At 46.3% G+C, this 15,415-nt stretch carries 15 protein-coding genes; 11 read left to right on the forward strand and 4 right to left on the reverse strand.

Annotated features, from left to right (window positions below; genetic code table 11):
- Window positions 1–68: 68 nt before the first annotated feature.
- Complete coding sequence (creC, locus tag R7Q38_RS10115; RefSeq protein ID WP_239939038.1) at window positions 69–1,511, reverse strand: two-component system sensor histidine kinase CreC; 1,443 nt, start codon at window positions 1,509–1,511, stop codon at window positions 69–71.
- Window positions 1,511–2,221, reverse strand: a complete 711-nt coding sequence (locus R7Q38_RS10120; RefSeq protein ID WP_053350016.1) for a response regulator — start codon at window positions 2,219–2,221, stop codon at window positions 1,511–1,513. The genes creC and R7Q38_RS10120 overlap by 1 nt, the downstream gene beginning before the upstream one ends.
- Window positions 2,222–2,480: 259 nt before the next feature.
- Here R7Q38_RS10120 and R7Q38_RS10125 point away from each other — a divergent pair, with 259 nt between their 5' ends.
- Window positions 2,481–2,993: a DUF2799 domain-containing protein gene (locus R7Q38_RS10125; protein ID WP_005374970.1), complete on the forward strand. Its 513-nt coding sequence runs from the start codon at window positions 2,481–2,483 to the stop codon at window positions 2,991–2,993.
- Window positions 2,994–3,027: 34 nt separating this feature from the next.
- On the opposite strand, the gene R7Q38_RS10130 is transcribed toward R7Q38_RS10125, so the two are convergent.
- Together R7Q38_RS10130 and R7Q38_RS10135 are read right to left on the reverse strand one after the other, a co-directional pair.
- Window positions 3,028–3,486 (reverse strand): GNAT family N-acetyltransferase, encoded by a 459-nt coding sequence (locus R7Q38_RS10130; protein WP_005386911.1) that lies wholly within the window; start codon window positions 3,484–3,486, stop codon window positions 3,028–3,030.
- Between the two features lie 24 nt (window positions 3,487–3,510).
- Entirely contained in the window at window positions 3,511–3,981 is a 471-nt protein-coding gene (locus tag R7Q38_RS10135) for a GNAT family N-acetyltransferase (RefSeq protein ID WP_054865785.1), read from the reverse strand.
- A 132-nt stretch (window positions 3,982–4,113) separates the two neighbouring features.
- On the opposite strand from R7Q38_RS10135, the gene R7Q38_RS10140 reads away from it, so the two are divergent.
- The 10 genes from R7Q38_RS10140 (at window position 4,114) to R7Q38_RS10185 (ending at window position 15,318) form a co-directional block, all read left to right on the forward strand.
- Window positions 4,114–5,304 (forward strand): MFS transporter, encoded by a 1,191-nt coding sequence (locus R7Q38_RS10140; RefSeq protein WP_239939035.1) that lies wholly within the window; start codon window positions 4,114–4,116, stop codon window positions 5,302–5,304.
- Window positions 5,279–6,247 (forward strand): HTH-type transcriptional regulator YidZ, encoded by a 969-nt coding sequence (gene yidZ / locus R7Q38_RS10145; RefSeq protein WP_318114209.1) that lies wholly within the window; start codon window positions 5,279–5,281, stop codon window positions 6,245–6,247. Before R7Q38_RS10140 ends, yidZ begins: the two co-directional genes overlap by 26 nt.
- Window positions 6,248–6,388: 141 nt before the next feature.
- Window positions 6,389–7,258: a DMT family transporter gene (locus tag R7Q38_RS10150; RefSeq protein ID WP_171345524.1), complete on the forward strand. Its 870-nt coding sequence runs from the start codon at window positions 6,389–6,391 to the stop codon at window positions 7,256–7,258.
- Between the two features lie 389 nt (window positions 7,259–7,647).
- Window positions 7,648–9,825: an FUSC family protein gene (locus R7Q38_RS10155; protein WP_239939031.1), complete on the forward strand. Its 2,178-nt coding sequence runs from the start codon at window positions 7,648–7,650 to the stop codon at window positions 9,823–9,825.
- Window positions 9,826–9,835: 10 nt separating this feature from the next.
- On the forward strand, window positions 9,836–11,479 hold the full coding sequence (locus R7Q38_RS10160) for a TolC family protein (RefSeq protein WP_171345526.1): 1,644 nt from the start codon (window positions 9,836–9,838) through the stop codon (window positions 11,477–11,479).
- Window positions 11,479–11,682, forward strand: coding sequence for a DUF1656 domain-containing protein (locus tag R7Q38_RS10165; protein ID WP_239939030.1), 204 nt, complete (start codon window positions 11,479–11,481; stop codon window positions 11,680–11,682). The genes R7Q38_RS10160 and R7Q38_RS10165 overlap by 1 nt, the downstream gene beginning before the upstream one ends.
- Window positions 11,683–11,694: 12 nt before the next feature.
- Window positions 11,695–12,585, forward strand: coding sequence for an HlyD family secretion protein (locus tag R7Q38_RS10170; RefSeq protein WP_033906681.1), 891 nt, complete (start codon window positions 11,695–11,697; stop codon window positions 12,583–12,585).
- A 17-nt stretch (window positions 12,586–12,602) separates the two neighbouring features.
- Window positions 12,603–13,289 carry a potassium channel family protein gene (locus tag R7Q38_RS10175; protein WP_239939028.1) on the forward strand — a complete coding sequence of 229 codons (687 nt, stop codon included), beginning with the start codon at window positions 12,603–12,605 and terminating at the stop codon, window positions 13,287–13,289.
- Window positions 13,282–14,430 carry an AI-2E family transporter gene (locus R7Q38_RS10180; RefSeq protein WP_005386936.1) on the forward strand — a complete coding sequence of 383 codons (1,149 nt, stop codon included), beginning with the start codon at window positions 13,282–13,284 and terminating at the stop codon, window positions 14,428–14,430. Before R7Q38_RS10175 ends, R7Q38_RS10180 begins: the two co-directional genes overlap by 8 nt.
- A gap of 216 nt (window positions 14,431–14,646) precedes the next feature.
- Window positions 14,647–15,318 carry a DUF2057 domain-containing protein gene (locus R7Q38_RS10185; RefSeq protein ID WP_017634411.1) on the forward strand — a complete coding sequence of 224 codons (672 nt, stop codon included), beginning with the start codon at window positions 14,647–14,649 and terminating at the stop codon, window positions 15,316–15,318.
- Window positions 15,319–15,415 lie beyond the last annotated feature (97 nt).

Genomic DNA, 15,415 nt, shown 5'->3' on the forward strand with positions numbered 1-15,415 from the left:
TCTCCATTTGCTGATGGGAGTAATCTAAATCAGCAATTTGGAGAACAAATGGAGCTAATGTGGAGTTTCTATGGAGTTGGTAAAATCAGGGTCACTTTCACGCCAGAATCGACGTTTTCTACTTGCAACTGACCTTTGTGCAGCTTGATAACCTGCTCAACAAAATTCAGCCCGAGCCCAGTGCTTTTAACACCATTTTCCCGAGCGAGGGAGTAGAAGCGCTCGGTTAAACGAGGCATTGCATAGTCGGGAATGTGAGGACCTGAATTGAAAATCGACAAGCACACTTTCTCTTTCGCGACCTCAGCTTTCCATTCAATGCATCCCTCCGAATCAACAAAATCCAGCGCATTGTCCATCAAGTTAAAAACGGCTTGTTTCAGCAAGAAGGCATCACCAAACACGGAGAGATGGTCATCAATTTGGATTTTGGCAGTGACCGACTTAGCACTCAAACGCGCATCCGCCGATTCAACCACTTCATTGACCATTTGTTTTAGAGAGATAGCTTCGACTTGTTCTAGTTCAGGGCGCTTTTCAAGACGAGCAAGTTCTAGCAACTTATCAATCAATGACTGCATGCGGTCGCTCTCTCGCTCAATGTTGCCAGCAAAGCGCGTGACCTTTTCTTCAGGCAACGGCATTTGCAATATTTCACTCGCGCCTTTAATTGCTGATAACGGGCTTTTCAGCTCATGAGTCAGCGTCTGTACGTACTCTTCCACATACTGTTTGCCATCGAGCTGGTTGCGCATTTTCTCTAATGCGTCGCTTAGCGTGCCGTACTCATAAAAGATACGAAATGTCGGCTTAGAGACCTTTTCACCCTCACCCATTTTGGTCGCGTAGTCTTCTAGCTTGTTCAGTGCCGAGTGAATTCGCCAAGCAAACAATGCTCCTGCCAATAGCACTAAACCACTCATCCACACCATCCAAAACAGCACATTGCGTTTAGAAAGATCGATGAAGGGTTGTACTGAGCGATTAGGTTTTGCCACCGTCACGCTGCCAATAATTTCACCTTTGTGGTAAATGGGCGCAGCCACGTGCATAACGGTTGAGAGCGGATCTTTCGGGTCTTCGATGGTACTGCGCGCACCGTATTGACCACGCAACGTGAGATAAACATCGTTCCATTGCGAGTAGTCTTTGCCTACGTCTTGCTGCCAAGAATCCGCAATAACAATCCCTTGTTTATCGGTGATGTAAATTCGATGGTTAATCGCTTTTTTGCCGATTTCCCAAATGCGCGCTTGAGGCTCTCGCTGTCCATAAGCCGTTAATAGTTTGGAGAAGCGATTCTCAGACAACTTGTCATTCGCGACGTCTTCTTCCGCCAATACCGCAAGCAAGTTCGCCATATCCACCAGCGTCTCTTCGGTGGTTTGGCGCACGGTTGGCTTAAGTTCTTGGACAACCGTTTTGCTCACCATGTAAGCCGTCATCCCGACTAAGATGAAGTAGAGAAAAAACAGTCTGAGTCCAAGTGGGATCTTCGGCCAGCGATTCATCATTCACCTTTAATGCAGTAAAAGTAACCAAAGCCACGTTTGGTACAGATGCGTTCAGACATCTCAAACGGCTTCAACTTATGGCGAATGGCTTTGATGTGGGTATCAATATTGCGCTCGTACGCAGCTTCCGGCGCCATGTCAGCAGCGACCATAAGTTGCTCTCGACTCAATACATTGGAAGAGACAGAAATCAGTTTATCGAGGATCTTGAACTCCACCGCGGTCAGCCCAAGCATTTGCCCGCCAACACCGTAGTCGAAGTTCTGCGCAACTAAATCATGGTTCAAATGAGGTTGTTCTGGAACAGCCACAGGCTCTGGTTTGTGCTCCATCATTGGCGCTTTAGCTTTGATTCTAAGTTTAATGCGAGCCAACATTTCACGCGGACTAAATGGCTTAGTCACGTAATCATCCGCGCCAATCTCCAAGCCCACGACGCGGTCAATTTCATCGCTTCTTGCGGTGAGAAAGATAATGGGAATATCAGAAAACTCACGGATGGTTTTGCACAATTCAAAACCATTACCATCCGGTAAGCCTACGTCTAAGACAAGTAACGCTGCGGAGTTGTGCTGCAAAAAGGCCAAGCCCTCTCCTGCCGTTGCAAACCACTCTGCGTGGTAGCCATCCATCTCTAATACATGAATCAGGTTCTCTGCGATAGCAGATTCATCCTCGATAATAAGGACGGTGGGTTGTTCGCTCAATGTCTTAGCCTCATTGACGGTGTTTATCTTTATGTTGGTATTATCACTTAATTTGGGGCCAAGGCTAGTGGATTGATGCAGCAAAGGCGCAGTTCGTGGATAATACTAATCAAACACACTTCTATTCAGCATAATAAATTTATCACTTAGATTAATGAGTCACCACAATTGTGAATACAATGATTTCAACCATTGATATGAACAGTGTTCATTTTAAACTCAAGTTATCAATTCGATTTTATTTAAAGGACAGTCACTGATGAAAAGAGCGCTAATCCCCCTGGCTTTACTGACTTTGCTCTCAGGTTGCGCCAGCATGTCTCCGGATGAGTGCAAAACGGCAAACTGGTACAACGTAGGTTATCAAGATGGCCGAGACGGCAACGATCCAAACATTATCAATAGCTATACCGAAGACTGTGGTGAAGCGGGTGTGACACCCGACCGAGCGAAATGGAAAGAAGGCTTTGATAAAGGCACTATCCAATATTGCTCACCAGACAATGGGTACACTGTCGGTATCGAAGGCAAAGAATATTACGGTGTATGCAGCAGCAAAGAGTTTATTGAGAACTACCAGTTAGGTCATCAAGAATATCAACGCCAGCAACGCATCCAACAAATCGATACTGAAATCTCGGTCATCGATAATCAGCTTGATGGCAATCCAGACAAAGATAATGCCAAGAGACTGAAAGAGAAGAGAAAGCGATTGGCTGACGAGCGTTCAAGCCTCTTGTCGCCAACCATCAACTTGAATCTGAATTTCTAAATCGATTGGATTTAGCTTCCAAAAATTCATGGCCCTAGCTCAGTTCTAGGGTCATGAATTGACTGTTCGGATCGAGTTCGTAATCCCCGAACGGCTCGCAGTACACAAAGCCATGCTTTTCATACAACAGGCGCGCTGGTTTAAAAAACTCCATCGAGCCCGTTTCTAAACTCAAGCGCTGCAAACCTTTTTGCTTCGCTTGCTCAATCACATGAATCAATAATTGAGATGCCACACCTTGGTTTCTTGCCGTAGGCGTGGTGCGCATGGATTTCAGCTCCGCGTGTTGGTCATCCAACTCTTTAATCGCCGCACACCCAAGCAGTTGCTCACCTTTCCATCCGGTCCAAAATGTCACTTCTGGCGCTTTGAGCTTATCTAAATCTAACGCATGCACGCTTTCTGGTGGTGACGTGGCGTACATGTCCTGTAAATGTCCTTCCAACAGCGCTATCACTTGCGGCCGTTCTAAATTGTCGATTTCAATCCTCATCTTTCCATCCTTGGTTTTTCCTAGCTAAAGCGGCTGTCTCATAATGTGTTGCGGTCCAACGGGGCCTCCGTGGTAAAGCTCATTGGTATCTTCAAACCCTGATTTTAAATAGCACTGATAAGCGGGTATGTTGCGGCAATTCACAGTGAGATAAAGCGCATCAAACTCGGGATAATGGCGTTTGGCGAAATCGGCAAACTGTTGAATGGCTCGCTTGGCGATGCCTTTGCCTTGATGACGGTGATCCACCAGCAAAGCACGCACGCCTAAACTGTTTTTCGGGCAAAAATCGTATTTCTCGCTGTAAGCAGCATCAAATAGAAAAAAGCCAACCACGTCATCGTCCGCCAGAATCAGATGCGGAAGCTCTGTAGGTTCAAGACGCGTAAGCATTTCACCCACATCCGCGACCGTAAACTGCGATTGCTCTTCTAGCACGCTAAGTTCGCAAGTTTGTTCATGTCGCTCAGGCGAATACTTTTCAATGGTAATCATAATCTTCCTTGTTGTTTTTATGCTCAATTCATACAGGGTATGTCGTAAATAGAAATACCTAGTGTCGTATTTCCCACTCGCAGGCAAACGTTTAGCACTCTATTATCCTCGCCATTCGATAGAGAGGTTTCCATGTCCCGTTTTTTACTTTGTAGTTTTGCACTCGTTTTACTCTACCCTACTGCCATTGATTTGTATCTTGTTGGTTTGCCTCAAATTGCGTCAGATCTCAACGCCAGTGAATCTCAGTTGCATATTGCGTTTTCGATCTATTTAGCTGGCATGGCTACCACCATGTTATTCGCGGGGAAAATTGCAGACTCTGTGGGACGAAAGCCTGTTGCCGTCGTCGGCGCGATGATCTTCGTGCTCGCGTCTTTTCTCGGCGGGATGGCTGAGCAACCAAACACTTTCTTGATTGCTCGCTTTTGCCAAGGCATCGGGGCTGGATCTTGCTATGTCGTCGCATTCGCGATTTTACGCGACACGTTAGACGATGAACGCCGCGCGAAAGTATTGTCGATGCTCAATGGCATCACCTGTATCATTCCAGTGATCGCACCCGTGATTGGTCACTTGATTATGCTGAAATTTCCTTGGCCGAGTTTGTTTACCACGATGGCAGGAATGGGCATTCTCGTCAGTGTATTGGCCATTTTTGTTCTCAAGGAATCACTACCCAGCCAACAAGGTGAAGAACAGACAACGCCAGAGAGCCATCAAGAGACGTTCTTCGAGCGATTTTTTATCAGTAGGCTGATCATTACTGCACTTGGAGTAACCACCATTCTGACCTTTGTTAACGCTTCACCAATTGTCGTGATGAGCATGCTTGGTTTTGATCGCGGTGGCTATTCTTCCATCATGGCAGGGACTGCGACGATCAGTATGTTGATTTCGTTCTCGGCGCCATTGGCATTGGGGATTTTTAAGCAGCGAACCTTAATGATGACCTCTCAAGTATTGCTCGCTTGTGCAGGCATCGTGCTCAGTGCTGCCCATTTCCATGATGGACAATCTCTTTACTATGTATTCGGACTTGGGCTGATTTGCGCTGGCTTCGCTTGTGGCTTTGGCGTGGCCATGAGCCAAGCGCTCAACCCATTCTCTCAACAAGCTGGCGTGGCGAGCTCACTACTGGGCATTGCTCAAGTTTGTAGTTCCGCGTTCTATATTTGGTTTATGGGTTTCATCGGCGTGAGTGCACTGAATATGTTGGTGTTTATCTTAGTGTTAGGTAGCGTAATCAGCCTTGCTCTAATACTATTGATTCCAAAGCCTGTTCACGATACCCATTATGAAGAAATCCCTAGCGCGACTTGATTTAAACTTACTGTTCACTCTGCAATTATTGCTGCAAGAGCAAAGCGTCTCGAAAGCCTCGAAAAAGCTGAACGTTACGCCCTCAACCGTAAGTAAGTCGCTCAACAAACTTCGTCATTGGTTCGATGATCCTTTGTTTGTCAAAACACCTAAAGGTCTTGCGCCAACGCCTTTGGCACAAAGCATGGAGCAAGATCTTGCAGAATGGCTGCAAATTGGCAGCCAGATTGCAGAAAAACGCAGCGATATTACGCCTAAAGGAGTGCGTTTTGATATCACGATTGAGTCGCCATTAGTGCTCACAGTGCTGGACAGACTCATCGTCGCTATCCACCAGCGATACCCTGAAGCGAAAGTAAAAACCAGTAACTGGGATTACGATTCACTCGACGCCATCATTCGAGGCGAGGCGGATATCGGTTTTACCGGCCGAGAAAGTCACCCTAGATCGAAAGAGTCGTTGGATCTTCTGCCGTATTTCTTGGATTTTGAGATTCTATTTTATGACCTACCGATGGTGTATTTACATAAAGATCATCCGGCATTACAGCAAGAGTGGAATCTTGAGACCTTTCTGAGCTACCAACACATCAATATTGTTTGGGAAAAAAGTGAAACTTGGGCGTTGGATGAAGTGTTAACGGAACTCGGGCTACAGCGCTCTATCGGGCTGACGATGTCCAACTTTGAGCAATCCCTTTTTATGGCAGCGCAGCCGACGCATGGCATGATCACCACCGCGCCGCACTATTGCAAAAGCTACACAGAAAAGCTGCATCTCGATTTGGTGTGCTTGCCAATTCCGTTAGACCAAACTCAACAAGACAAGTTACTGATTCCATTTACCATGATTTGGCATAAACGCAATGCGTACAACCCCAAATTGCTATGGTTGAAAAACACCATTAAGTCATTGTACAAACAACCTTCCCAACCACAGTAAGACTCAGGCTAAGGTCAGGTTTTCTCTGGTTATTTTTAATGACTTTCTTGCTCTGATAGCTATAACTAATCACTTTATCAACTAATAAAAATGTTCTTTTGGATCTACACTAGCTGTTCATTTACACGCTAAGGATCAAGGATGTCGACCTTCTTACTCACTGCTATTGCAATGCTGGCGTTCGCTGCCAATTCATTATTGTGCCGACTTGCCTTGGCAGAAGGGTTAATTGATGCGGGAAGCTTCACGCTCGTTCGATTGATATCTGGCGCGATTACCTTAATCGCAATGCTTGTCGTGAGAGGTCAGTGGAAAACCGATCGGCCAACTTCTCGCTTTCGCTTTTTTGCTGGCGTGGCGTTATTTGGTTACGCAGCCCTTTTCTCTTTCGCGTACTTACAACTGGCGACAGGAACTGGTGCTTTGCTTTTGTTTGGTGCCGTGCAACTTACATTACTGGCGATCTATTGGTTGCAAGGTGAGCGCTTTCAGTTTCTCGAAATCATCGGTATCGGCCTTTCAATTGTTGGATTTGTTTGGTTAATGTTGCCATCTGCCACTCGCCCCGATATTAGCTCTGCACTTCTTATGTTGATTTCTGGCGTTTGTTGGGCTGCGTTTACTGCGCTCGGTAAACAAGCACCTTCTCCAAGTAGTGGCATCACGTGGGGATTCATCGCTGCATCAATAATTGGCGTGCTCCTTTCGCCATTAATCTTGTCCTCAATCCACCTTTCTTGGAGCGGAGTGTTGCTCGCTATCGCATCTGGTGCCATTGCCTCTGGCCTTGGTTATACGCTTTGGTATCAAGTAATGCGTAAGCTCTCTTTGCTTCAAGCCGCCGTCAGCCAACTTTCCGTGCCAGCCATTGCTTTGCTACTCGGCACCGTCGTACTCCACGAGCCTCTTTCACTGCATATTCTTTTAACCAGCGGCATCATTCTTGGTGGCATCGCTTTGGTTTTTTTATCTCGATCCAAAAAAACAAACGAACAATCGGCAAGCCGATAAAAAGTAATAACTTTCCCTCTCAAGTACCCATTCATCATCTATGCTTTTTAAAGCAGTAAAGCTCATTGCAGATGCTACAAGTGGTCTGCTTTGGTACCAGGCGAAGAATATAAGGTGAGAATTGGCTCACACAATGCAGCGATTTTGTTTCAAAAGTGAGAATCATCACAGATCGCGAATTTGCTCGTTTTAGGCGTTTCACCAATAACGCCAAGGGCTAGCACGAGATCAAGCCAAATACGCACTTTTTGTTTTGACAAAGGGTTTACAAAGCACACTTTTTCACCCGCTATATTCCGCCCCCCCGAATTTATTCAGAACAAGATTCGGATTATTCATATAAGAAATTCATCAACTTATAACGATAAGCCTGAGCAAACTTTGACACTATGAACGACAAAATAAAATTCGCTATTAAAGTATCGCTTAGCCTGACTCTGGCTTATCTGATCCCGTTTGCCATGGGTTGGCCGCAAGCATCGACGGCCGCAACCACAGTGATGCTGATTGCATCCACAGGCAGTCGTCGTGAATCACTCGCCAAAGGTACCTTACGCGTGTTAGGTACATTGGTTGGTGCCGTGGTTGGCTTGTTACTGGTGGGGTTGTTTGCTCAAGACCGCTTGCTGTACATGCTGAGCGTGTCGGTTGTGGTCTCATTCATTTTTTACTTCCGTAATGCCTATCAAAAAGATCCAACGCTACTCATGTTGACCGGCGTGATGACACTGATGATGTCCAATGGCGGTGACGCAGAAGGTGCGTTTCTTTATGGCGTTGACCGCGCCTATATGACGGTGTTTGGGGTGGTGGTTTACACACTCGTGGGGACTTTCTTATTCCCGACCAAAACAGAACAAAACCTAAGACAGCTCATCGAACAACTCAACCAAGCACAACGCGCGTTGTTCTCCGCTATCTTGCAAAATTTCGAGCAAAAATCGGCAGGGCAAATCTCTCCTCAAGAAGGCGGAGAAGAAAATCCAGAAGCGGAAGAGCCACAACCTCCTAGCGTGGACACTCTCATCGAACAGATGTTTGCCGCTCAAAATGCGCTCGAACAGCGTTTTGCCACGGTCAGTGTGGAATGCAGTGACGTGTCGGCCTACATGAAAGAGTGGCGCTTGGCAGTTCATTTGAACAAGCAGGTAACGCAACAATTGACCGTCGCGGCGCACAGCCACTTTAGCCACCAGCAAGACCGTGAAAGCATCAGCAACTTTGATCAAGCCGTGGCGGAAATTGACGCGCTATTTGATACCTGCCAACAAGTCTGGGACGAAAAAGAACCCGCTTATCGTGCCCAGGAATTCAAAGTCAAATACAACCAAGCGTTGCTTGAAGACGCAGCTCACCTAGTGAAAGGCTCTGCGCTTACGCTTGGTCACCTATTGGAACTGATGCATCAAAACTTGTCGCGTTTAGCGGAGAGCATTAGCTGTATTGACTCTGTGACGAACAATGTCTCCTTTGACGTGCCACTGCCGAAACCGAAAGGCAAGTTTCTATGGTGGGACGCAGAAAACTTTAAAACCGCGGTCAAAACCTTTGTCACTTATTGGGTTGCTGGACTGATTTGGATTTATTTCAATCCACCAGGCGGCTATTCATTCGTGGTCTTCTCGACGATGTTTATGTCTTTGCTGTCGTTCGTGCCTGTGCACCCAATTTTGTTGCTTGTGCTGTTCACTTTCGGCTTCTTGTTCGCGGTGCCTTCTTACGTCTTCATTCTTCCGCAATTGGATCTCGGGTTAGAACTTGGCCTGTTCATCTTTATCTACACCTTTATCGGCTTTTATCTGTTTAACGGGCCAGTGACGATTTTCTACATGGTGGGCTTGTTTGTTCTTGGTTTAGACAACAACATGTTCTATCACTTCGGGATCCTCATGACGATCATGCTGTTGTTCTACATGGTGGTGTTCATGATTATTTTCGCGCACTACTTCCCGTTTAGCTCACGACCAGAACACCTCTTTTTGACCATAAAAGAACGCTACTTCCGACATACCCGAGAGCTGTTCACTACCTATCAACAGCAGTCTAGCTCGGTTATTACGCCGCTCAAACGGGCCTTACACTTGGCGACGCTCAATGTCTCATCGAAAAAGCTCAAAGTCTGGGGTTCGAAAATCAACCACAAACACTTTGATAAAACCACGCCAGAAGCGATTGGCGCGTTTAGCAAAGCGTGTGATGTACTCAGTAATCACATCAACATCTTAATGGCCGCCGAGAAAAAGTTGATGACCAATCCACTAATTACTCAGCTTCGCCAACAGCACCGCGATTCCATCATTCCTTTGATGGCGGGCGCTTTAGCCAGCCATCAAGCAACACAAGAACTCGACTCCGTATTCGACCAATACAGTCAGGATTACCAAACATTCGAAGATAAACTGGAAGATTTTTTTAGTGAGTTGGATTTATCTGACTACGCTTATTCAGAGATAGCCGGTTTTTATATCTTGCTGAATTTAAAACGGAACGTGTTCGAAGCAATCAAGCATTGCAAGCAAACCTACGAGGATATCGATTGGGTGAACTTACAACAGAAGCGTTTTTAAAGGTGGGGATATGATGCTTCCAAAACTAACCAAACCAAGCCTCGCCATACTTTCTTTGCTCGGACTCAGTGCGTGTACCACGGTAGGACCAGATTATGTTCATCCAAAGCAGGCGCCACTGCCAAGTGACTGGTCGGTGCAAAAAGCAGCCAAAGATACGCAGCAATCAGAGCAACAGCTACAACAATGGTGGCAGCAATTTAATGACTCAACTCTTAATCAGCTGGTTGAGTTGGCGAGCAAACAAAACCTCGATTTAGAAGCCGCAGGGCTACGAATTGTCCAAGCACGTTCATTGCTTGGTATTTCGACTGGCTTGCAATACCCACAAGTTCAAACCGTGTCAGGAAACCTAGCGCGTGCCTACGTAAATGATCAGGGCGTGAATAACGCCACTTTGTCGTTTGATGCTGCTTGGGAAATGGATGTTTGGGGCAAGTATGCTCGCGGTATTGAGTCGGCAGAAGCGGGTTACTACGCATCCATCGCATCGTATCACGACATCATGGTCACCATAACCGCCGAAGTGGCGCGCAATTACATCAACTATCGCACATTCCAAGAACGTATTTTGCTGTCTCGCCGCAACATAGAGATTCAAGAGCGTGTCGTACGTATTACTCAGGTGCAGTTCGACTCTGGCAACGTTACAGAATTGGACGTTCAACAAGCTAAAAACCAACTCTACACCACCAAAGCAGCGTTACCGAGCCTCGAAGTGGCAATGAAGCAATCACGTACTGTGTTGGCTTTGCTACTGGGTCTGTTACCAGAAGAAGTAGATCGGCTGCTACAGTCGGATGGGATGCACAAGCAAATCGCTGAGTACGAAGCCCAGTTCAAATCGACGGGCAGAAAATCGGCGCTATCGGGCACCGACGAGCGTTCCATTGTGCCACGTCCACCGCTTTTGGATACGCAAGTGGATGCTAACTTAGTGATGCGACGTCCGGATTTGCAAGTCTCTGAGATGCAAGCTCGCGCGCAAAGTGCGCAGATTGGCGTGGCAGAAACCGCTCTGTACCCAAGCTTTTCGTTGTTCGGTTCCATCGGTATCGACAGTACGGTTCCCGATGGCAGCAGTTTCAGTTTTAGCGATTCGCTCACCATGGTGGTTGGCCCAACGTTCAGTTGGAACATTTTCCAATACGGACGCGTGAAAAATAACATTCGTTTCGAAGATGCTCGCTTCCAAGAAACGCTGACGAACTACAACAAAAAGGTACTGCAAGCCGTTAATGAAGTCACCAATGCAATCGAAGCGTATGACCTGTATTTGCAACAAAAAGATTTACGCTTGCAATCGGTCAACTCTTCCATTCGTGCGTTCAACATATCCATGACACAGTACGAAAACGGACAAATTTCATTCGAACGTCTGCTTAACTCGGTAGAAAAAATGACCCGTGCGGAAGACAGCTACGCAACGATCAAAGGGAACGTGGCGAACCAAGTTGTTGCACTCTATAAAGCCCTCGGTGGAGGCTGGCAAACCCAAACAGGCAAACCCTTCCTCAGTGAATCTATTGCCAAGCAAATGACAGAACGAACTGACTGGGATGGTTATTTAAATGAAGAAAACCGCGTATTGCCGCCTTTGCGCCTCGAAACTCCGGCTGAGACCAGTGATGAAAACAAAACGGAGGATCTCTAATGCCTCATGAACTTTCTTGGGGAGACGTTTACTTTTCTCCCACGTTACCGGTGCTCTTTCTCGCCGTCACGGCCACGTGGATAACGGTGATGATATTGAACAAGACACGTTTGTCTCGCTTCATCGCTTTTCCGTCTCTGACGTTTATTGCCATCATGGTCGGTTATGTGGTGGCCATCGACAGCTTTTATATTCAATTTTAGGTGCCAAACAAGATGAAAAAACTATTCGTAATCGCACTCAATCTTGTCATTCTTGGTGGCGCAGCTTGGCTCGGCTATCAAAAGTTTGAGGAATACTTTAATAACCCATGGACACGAGATGGGCAAGTGCGTGCTAACGTCATCAAAGTGGCTCCTCGCGTATCAGGCCCAATTGTAAATGTCGCGGTGCAAGACAACCAAGAAGTAAAAACGGGGGATTTACTGTTTGAAATCGACCCTGCGACTTACCAGGTTGCGTTATCTCAAGCTGAAGTAGCACTGGAGCGCTCCATTGTTAGCTCTCGCGGTAAAAAAATCGAATATGACCGCTTAAAAGACATTCGTGCCAAAGACCGTGGCGCAGTTTCACACAAGGATCTGATTCGTCGTGAAATCGCTTACGAAGAATCGCTACTGCAAATCAAATCTGCAGAAGAGCAACTAAAATCAGCACGCCTTAACCTCAGCTTTACCAAAGTTTATGCGACCGTCGATGGTTTTGTATCTAACCTCGATATTAGAAACGGTACGCAAGCGGTCGCAAACCAACCACTGCTCGCACTGATCGACAAAAACAGCTTTTGGGTATTTGGTTTCTTCCGTGAAAACCAACTTGCGCAAATCGAACCTGGCAGCCAAGCGCGTGTCACTTTGATGTCACACCCAGACACGCCAATTGACGCAACGGTTGACTCGATTGGTTGGGGGATTGCGCCCAAAGACGGTACGGTCGGCTACAACCTTCTTCCAAACGTAAACCCTGTTTTTCAGTGGATTCGCTTAGCACAACGTATTCCGGTGCGAATCTCCCTACAAGAACTTCCTGAAGATGTTGATCTTCGATTCGGGCTTTCTGCGTCCATCATGGTGATGAAAGAGTCATCCGCAGAAAGTGAACAATAACTTAAGTGAGAAGAGCCATGGTCATTGGTAAAAACCTCAAAAACATTAATCAAGAAAACAACTTCTTCTATCTAACCTTAGCACTAGTGATTTTGTTGCTAGGGAGTGCGATGGCACAAGTCGTAGGTGAAGGGACGATTGAACACATACTTCAGGCTTTCACGGTTCTGACGTTTATCGTCTGTTTTGCGAGCCTTCGCTTTGACAAAACCTGGTCTCGTTTCCTCTACAGCCTGTTTGGTGTTTGGGTTCTTGTGATTGTGATCAAGACCGTTTTCGACATCAGAGAGATGAATGTGGTGATGCTTGCCCTCACCTTTGCGTTCTTTTTCGGCACTTTTAAATCCATCGCAAGACAGATTCTTTTCACCGGCCATGTCAACAGCAACAAAGTCATTGGCTCGGTAGCGCTTTTCTTGCTACTTGGTCTGATGTGGGCGATTGCCTACCTCATTCTGCTTGAGTTTTCGCCTGAAGCCTTTACCGGTATGGAAGCGATTTCTTGGGGGCAGAACTTCTCCAATGCAGCGTATTTCAGTTTCGTTACCTTAACCACGCTCGGTTATGGCGACATTAGTCCTCTAACACCACTGGCTCAAGTCGTGGTGTATTTAGAGGCCATCACAGGTGTTTTTTATATGGCGATTGTTGTTTCAAGTCTCGTCAGTTCTAACATTGATCATCAGGTAAACAAAAATGGATAAACAATCGGTAAAAATCGACAGTAAGCTTTTCATCAGTAATATGGTGGAATCGGCAATACGCATTGGCTTGATCTTTGTCTTGCTGATGTTTACGTACGACATCATCAAACCCTTCATCCTTCCGGTTATTTGGGGCGCTATTATAGCCGTCGCTTTAATGCCGCTTACCCAAAAATTGCAGCGTGTATATGGTGGTCGTAGAGGCTTGGCAGCCACAACCATTGCTTTACTTGGTATTGCCCTCCTTGTCACGCCACTTGTTATGGTATCAGGCTCCATTGTGGATGGTGCAACGCACGCGCTTGAAGTACTACAAAATGGACAAGTGAAAATACCAGGGCCAAAACCTTCCGTAGCGGATTGGCCTATCGTGGGTGATAAGCTCTACGAAGTGTGGACCCTATTCGCTACTAATCTTGAACAAGCTATTCAAACCTTTATGCCACAAATAAAGGCAGGACTCACATCTTTACTGGGTACACTGGGGGGCGTATTGGGAAGTTTACTGCTTTCAATCTTGTCACTTGCGATTGCAGCAGGTTTCATGACGTACTCTGAATCTGCGGCATCAGGCTTAAGAACCATCGCGATTCGAACCGCAGGTGAAAACGCAAAAAGCTGGACCACGCTTATCGCAGCGACAATTAAAAGCGTACTGCTTGGCGTAGTCGGTGTAGCGGCGATTCAAGCACTGTTGATCGGTGCTGGTTTCTTCGTATTTGGCGTTCCGGCAGCAGGTTTACTCACACTGCTTCTAATGATCTTATGTATCGCTCAGCTCCCGGCGTTGCTCGCTGTGCTACCTGTGATTGGCTTCATGTACATGACCCAAGACACCTCAACAGCAACCATGTTTACTGTTTGGGTCGTAGTTGCGGCTCTTTCTGAAAACCTGTTCAAACCAATGTTGATGGGACGTGGCGTCGACGTGCCAATGCCTGTGATTCTGCTCGGTGCCATCGGTGGTATGCTTTTCTACGGCATCGTTGGTCTGTTCTTAGGTGCCGTTATCCTAGCAATTTGGTATGAGTTATTTGTTTGGTGGTTGAGCATTGAGAAAGCACAACAGCAAGAAGAAATGGCAGAACAACAAGACGCTTCTGATGACCAATCAGAACCTGGACATGGTGCAGGCATATAATAAATCAATAAGTTAGAAAGAAATTTAATCTATAACTTATAGAATCAAACCGCTGAATTTCAGCGGTTTGATTCTATTTGGATCACAGTTTCGTCGTAATAAATGCGATAAAAATGACGTTCTTGTTAAATTTTCATACTTATTACACTTGGGAGTTGCAATCGGGCAATGAACGATGCACTCTCGATGACCACTAATTTGCTTAGGATAAAAACAATGAAATTGATCAAGCCTTTAACTTGTGCGCTTGCTCTCGCAATGAGTGGCATGGCATTCGCAGATGTAACCGTGAGTGTTCCTGACAACGTTTCAGTATTAGCGGCTAACGGTGAAAAAGCAGATCTTTCGGGTGGTTTTTTCGCCTCTGAGAGAACACTGACGTTACCTGATGGCCTTAACCAAGTCGTATTTCGTTTCGCCCCTTACTTCAACCAAGGTAATGACCGTTTAAGTGTTGAAAGCGATGTTATCGTTACACGATTTGACGCGACCAATGCCGAACTCACTCTACAAATGCCAGAATACCGCAACCTACGTGATGCGGAAGAGAAGATCAAAGACTTAGATTGGAAACTGGTTGATGATTCTGGCAACGCAATCGCGGTTGACCAAGACAAGTTGCTCAAACCGGGTATGCAAATCGGTCGTGATTACGTACGTGAAATCGAAGATTATAACCAAGCTGGCGGTGCAGCAGCCGTGGCTTTTGCTGGCGCAGCGACCATGCAGCCAGTCACGCTTCCTGCAAAGGTTCCTGCGGATATGAAGCAAGTGAGAGCAACTGCGGTTAAAGCGGATTCGACAGCTGAAGAGATGCTGCACTTCTGGTACCAAAAAGCAGACGCAGAAACCAAAGCTCGCTTTAAGAAATATGTTAATCAACAGTAAATCTGGTTAACTTTATCGATGTAAATTACCACCTTCTAAAGAAGGTGGCTTTGTGTGAGCCCCCTAAAAGGGGGCCTTTGTTTAGTCCAGCGCCAAT

It is taken from the genome of Vibrio sp. Vb0598, assembly GCF_033338935.1.
In the GTDB taxonomy this organism is placed as follows: Bacteria; Pseudomonadota; Gammaproteobacteria; order Enterobacterales; family Vibrionaceae; genus Vibrio; species Vibrio alginolyticus.

What these genes read in the sequence shown, in the direction of transcription:
- creC (WP_239939038.1), bottom strand. Translation starts at nt 1,511, where the DNA reads ATGAATCGCTGGCCGAAGATCCCACTTGGACTCAGACTGTTTTTTCTC.
- R7Q38_RS10125 (WP_005374970.1), top strand. Translation starts at nt 2,481, where the DNA reads ATGAAAAGAGCGCTAATCCCCCTGGCTTTACTGACTTTGCTCTCAGGT.
- R7Q38_RS10130 (WP_005386911.1), bottom strand. Translation starts at nt 3,486, where the DNA reads ATGAGGATTGAAATCGACAATTTAGAACGGCCGCAAGTGATAGCGCTG.
- R7Q38_RS10135 (WP_054865785.1), bottom strand. Translation starts at nt 3,981, where the DNA reads ATGATTACCATTGAAAAGTATTCGCCTGAGCGACATGAACAAACTTGC.
- R7Q38_RS10140 (WP_239939035.1), top strand. Translation starts at nt 4,114, where the DNA reads ATGTCCCGTTTTTTACTTTGTAGTTTTGCACTCGTTTTACTCTACCCT.
- yidZ (WP_318114209.1), top strand. Translation starts at nt 5,279, where the DNA reads ATGAAGAAATCCCTAGCGCGACTTGATTTAAACTTACTGTTCACTCTG.
- R7Q38_RS10150 (WP_171345524.1), top strand. Translation starts at nt 6,389, where the DNA reads ATGTCGACCTTCTTACTCACTGCTATTGCAATGCTGGCGTTCGCTGCC.
- R7Q38_RS10155 (WP_239939031.1), top strand. Translation starts at nt 7,648, where the DNA reads ATGAACGACAAAATAAAATTCGCTATTAAAGTATCGCTTAGCCTGACT.
- R7Q38_RS10160 (WP_171345526.1), top strand. Translation starts at nt 9,836, where the DNA reads ATGATGCTTCCAAAACTAACCAAACCAAGCCTCGCCATACTTTCTTTG.
- R7Q38_RS10165 (WP_239939030.1), top strand. Translation starts at nt 11,479, where the DNA reads ATGCCTCATGAACTTTCTTGGGGAGACGTTTACTTTTCTCCCACGTTA.
- R7Q38_RS10170 (WP_033906681.1), top strand. Translation starts at nt 11,695, where the DNA reads ATGAAAAAACTATTCGTAATCGCACTCAATCTTGTCATTCTTGGTGGC.
- R7Q38_RS10175 (WP_239939028.1), top strand. Translation starts at nt 12,603, where the DNA reads ATGGTCATTGGTAAAAACCTCAAAAACATTAATCAAGAAAACAACTTC.
- R7Q38_RS10180 (WP_005386936.1), top strand. Translation starts at nt 13,282, where the DNA reads ATGGATAAACAATCGGTAAAAATCGACAGTAAGCTTTTCATCAGTAAT.
- R7Q38_RS10185 (WP_017634411.1), top strand. Translation starts at nt 14,647, where the DNA reads ATGAAATTGATCAAGCCTTTAACTTGTGCGCTTGCTCTCGCAATGAGT.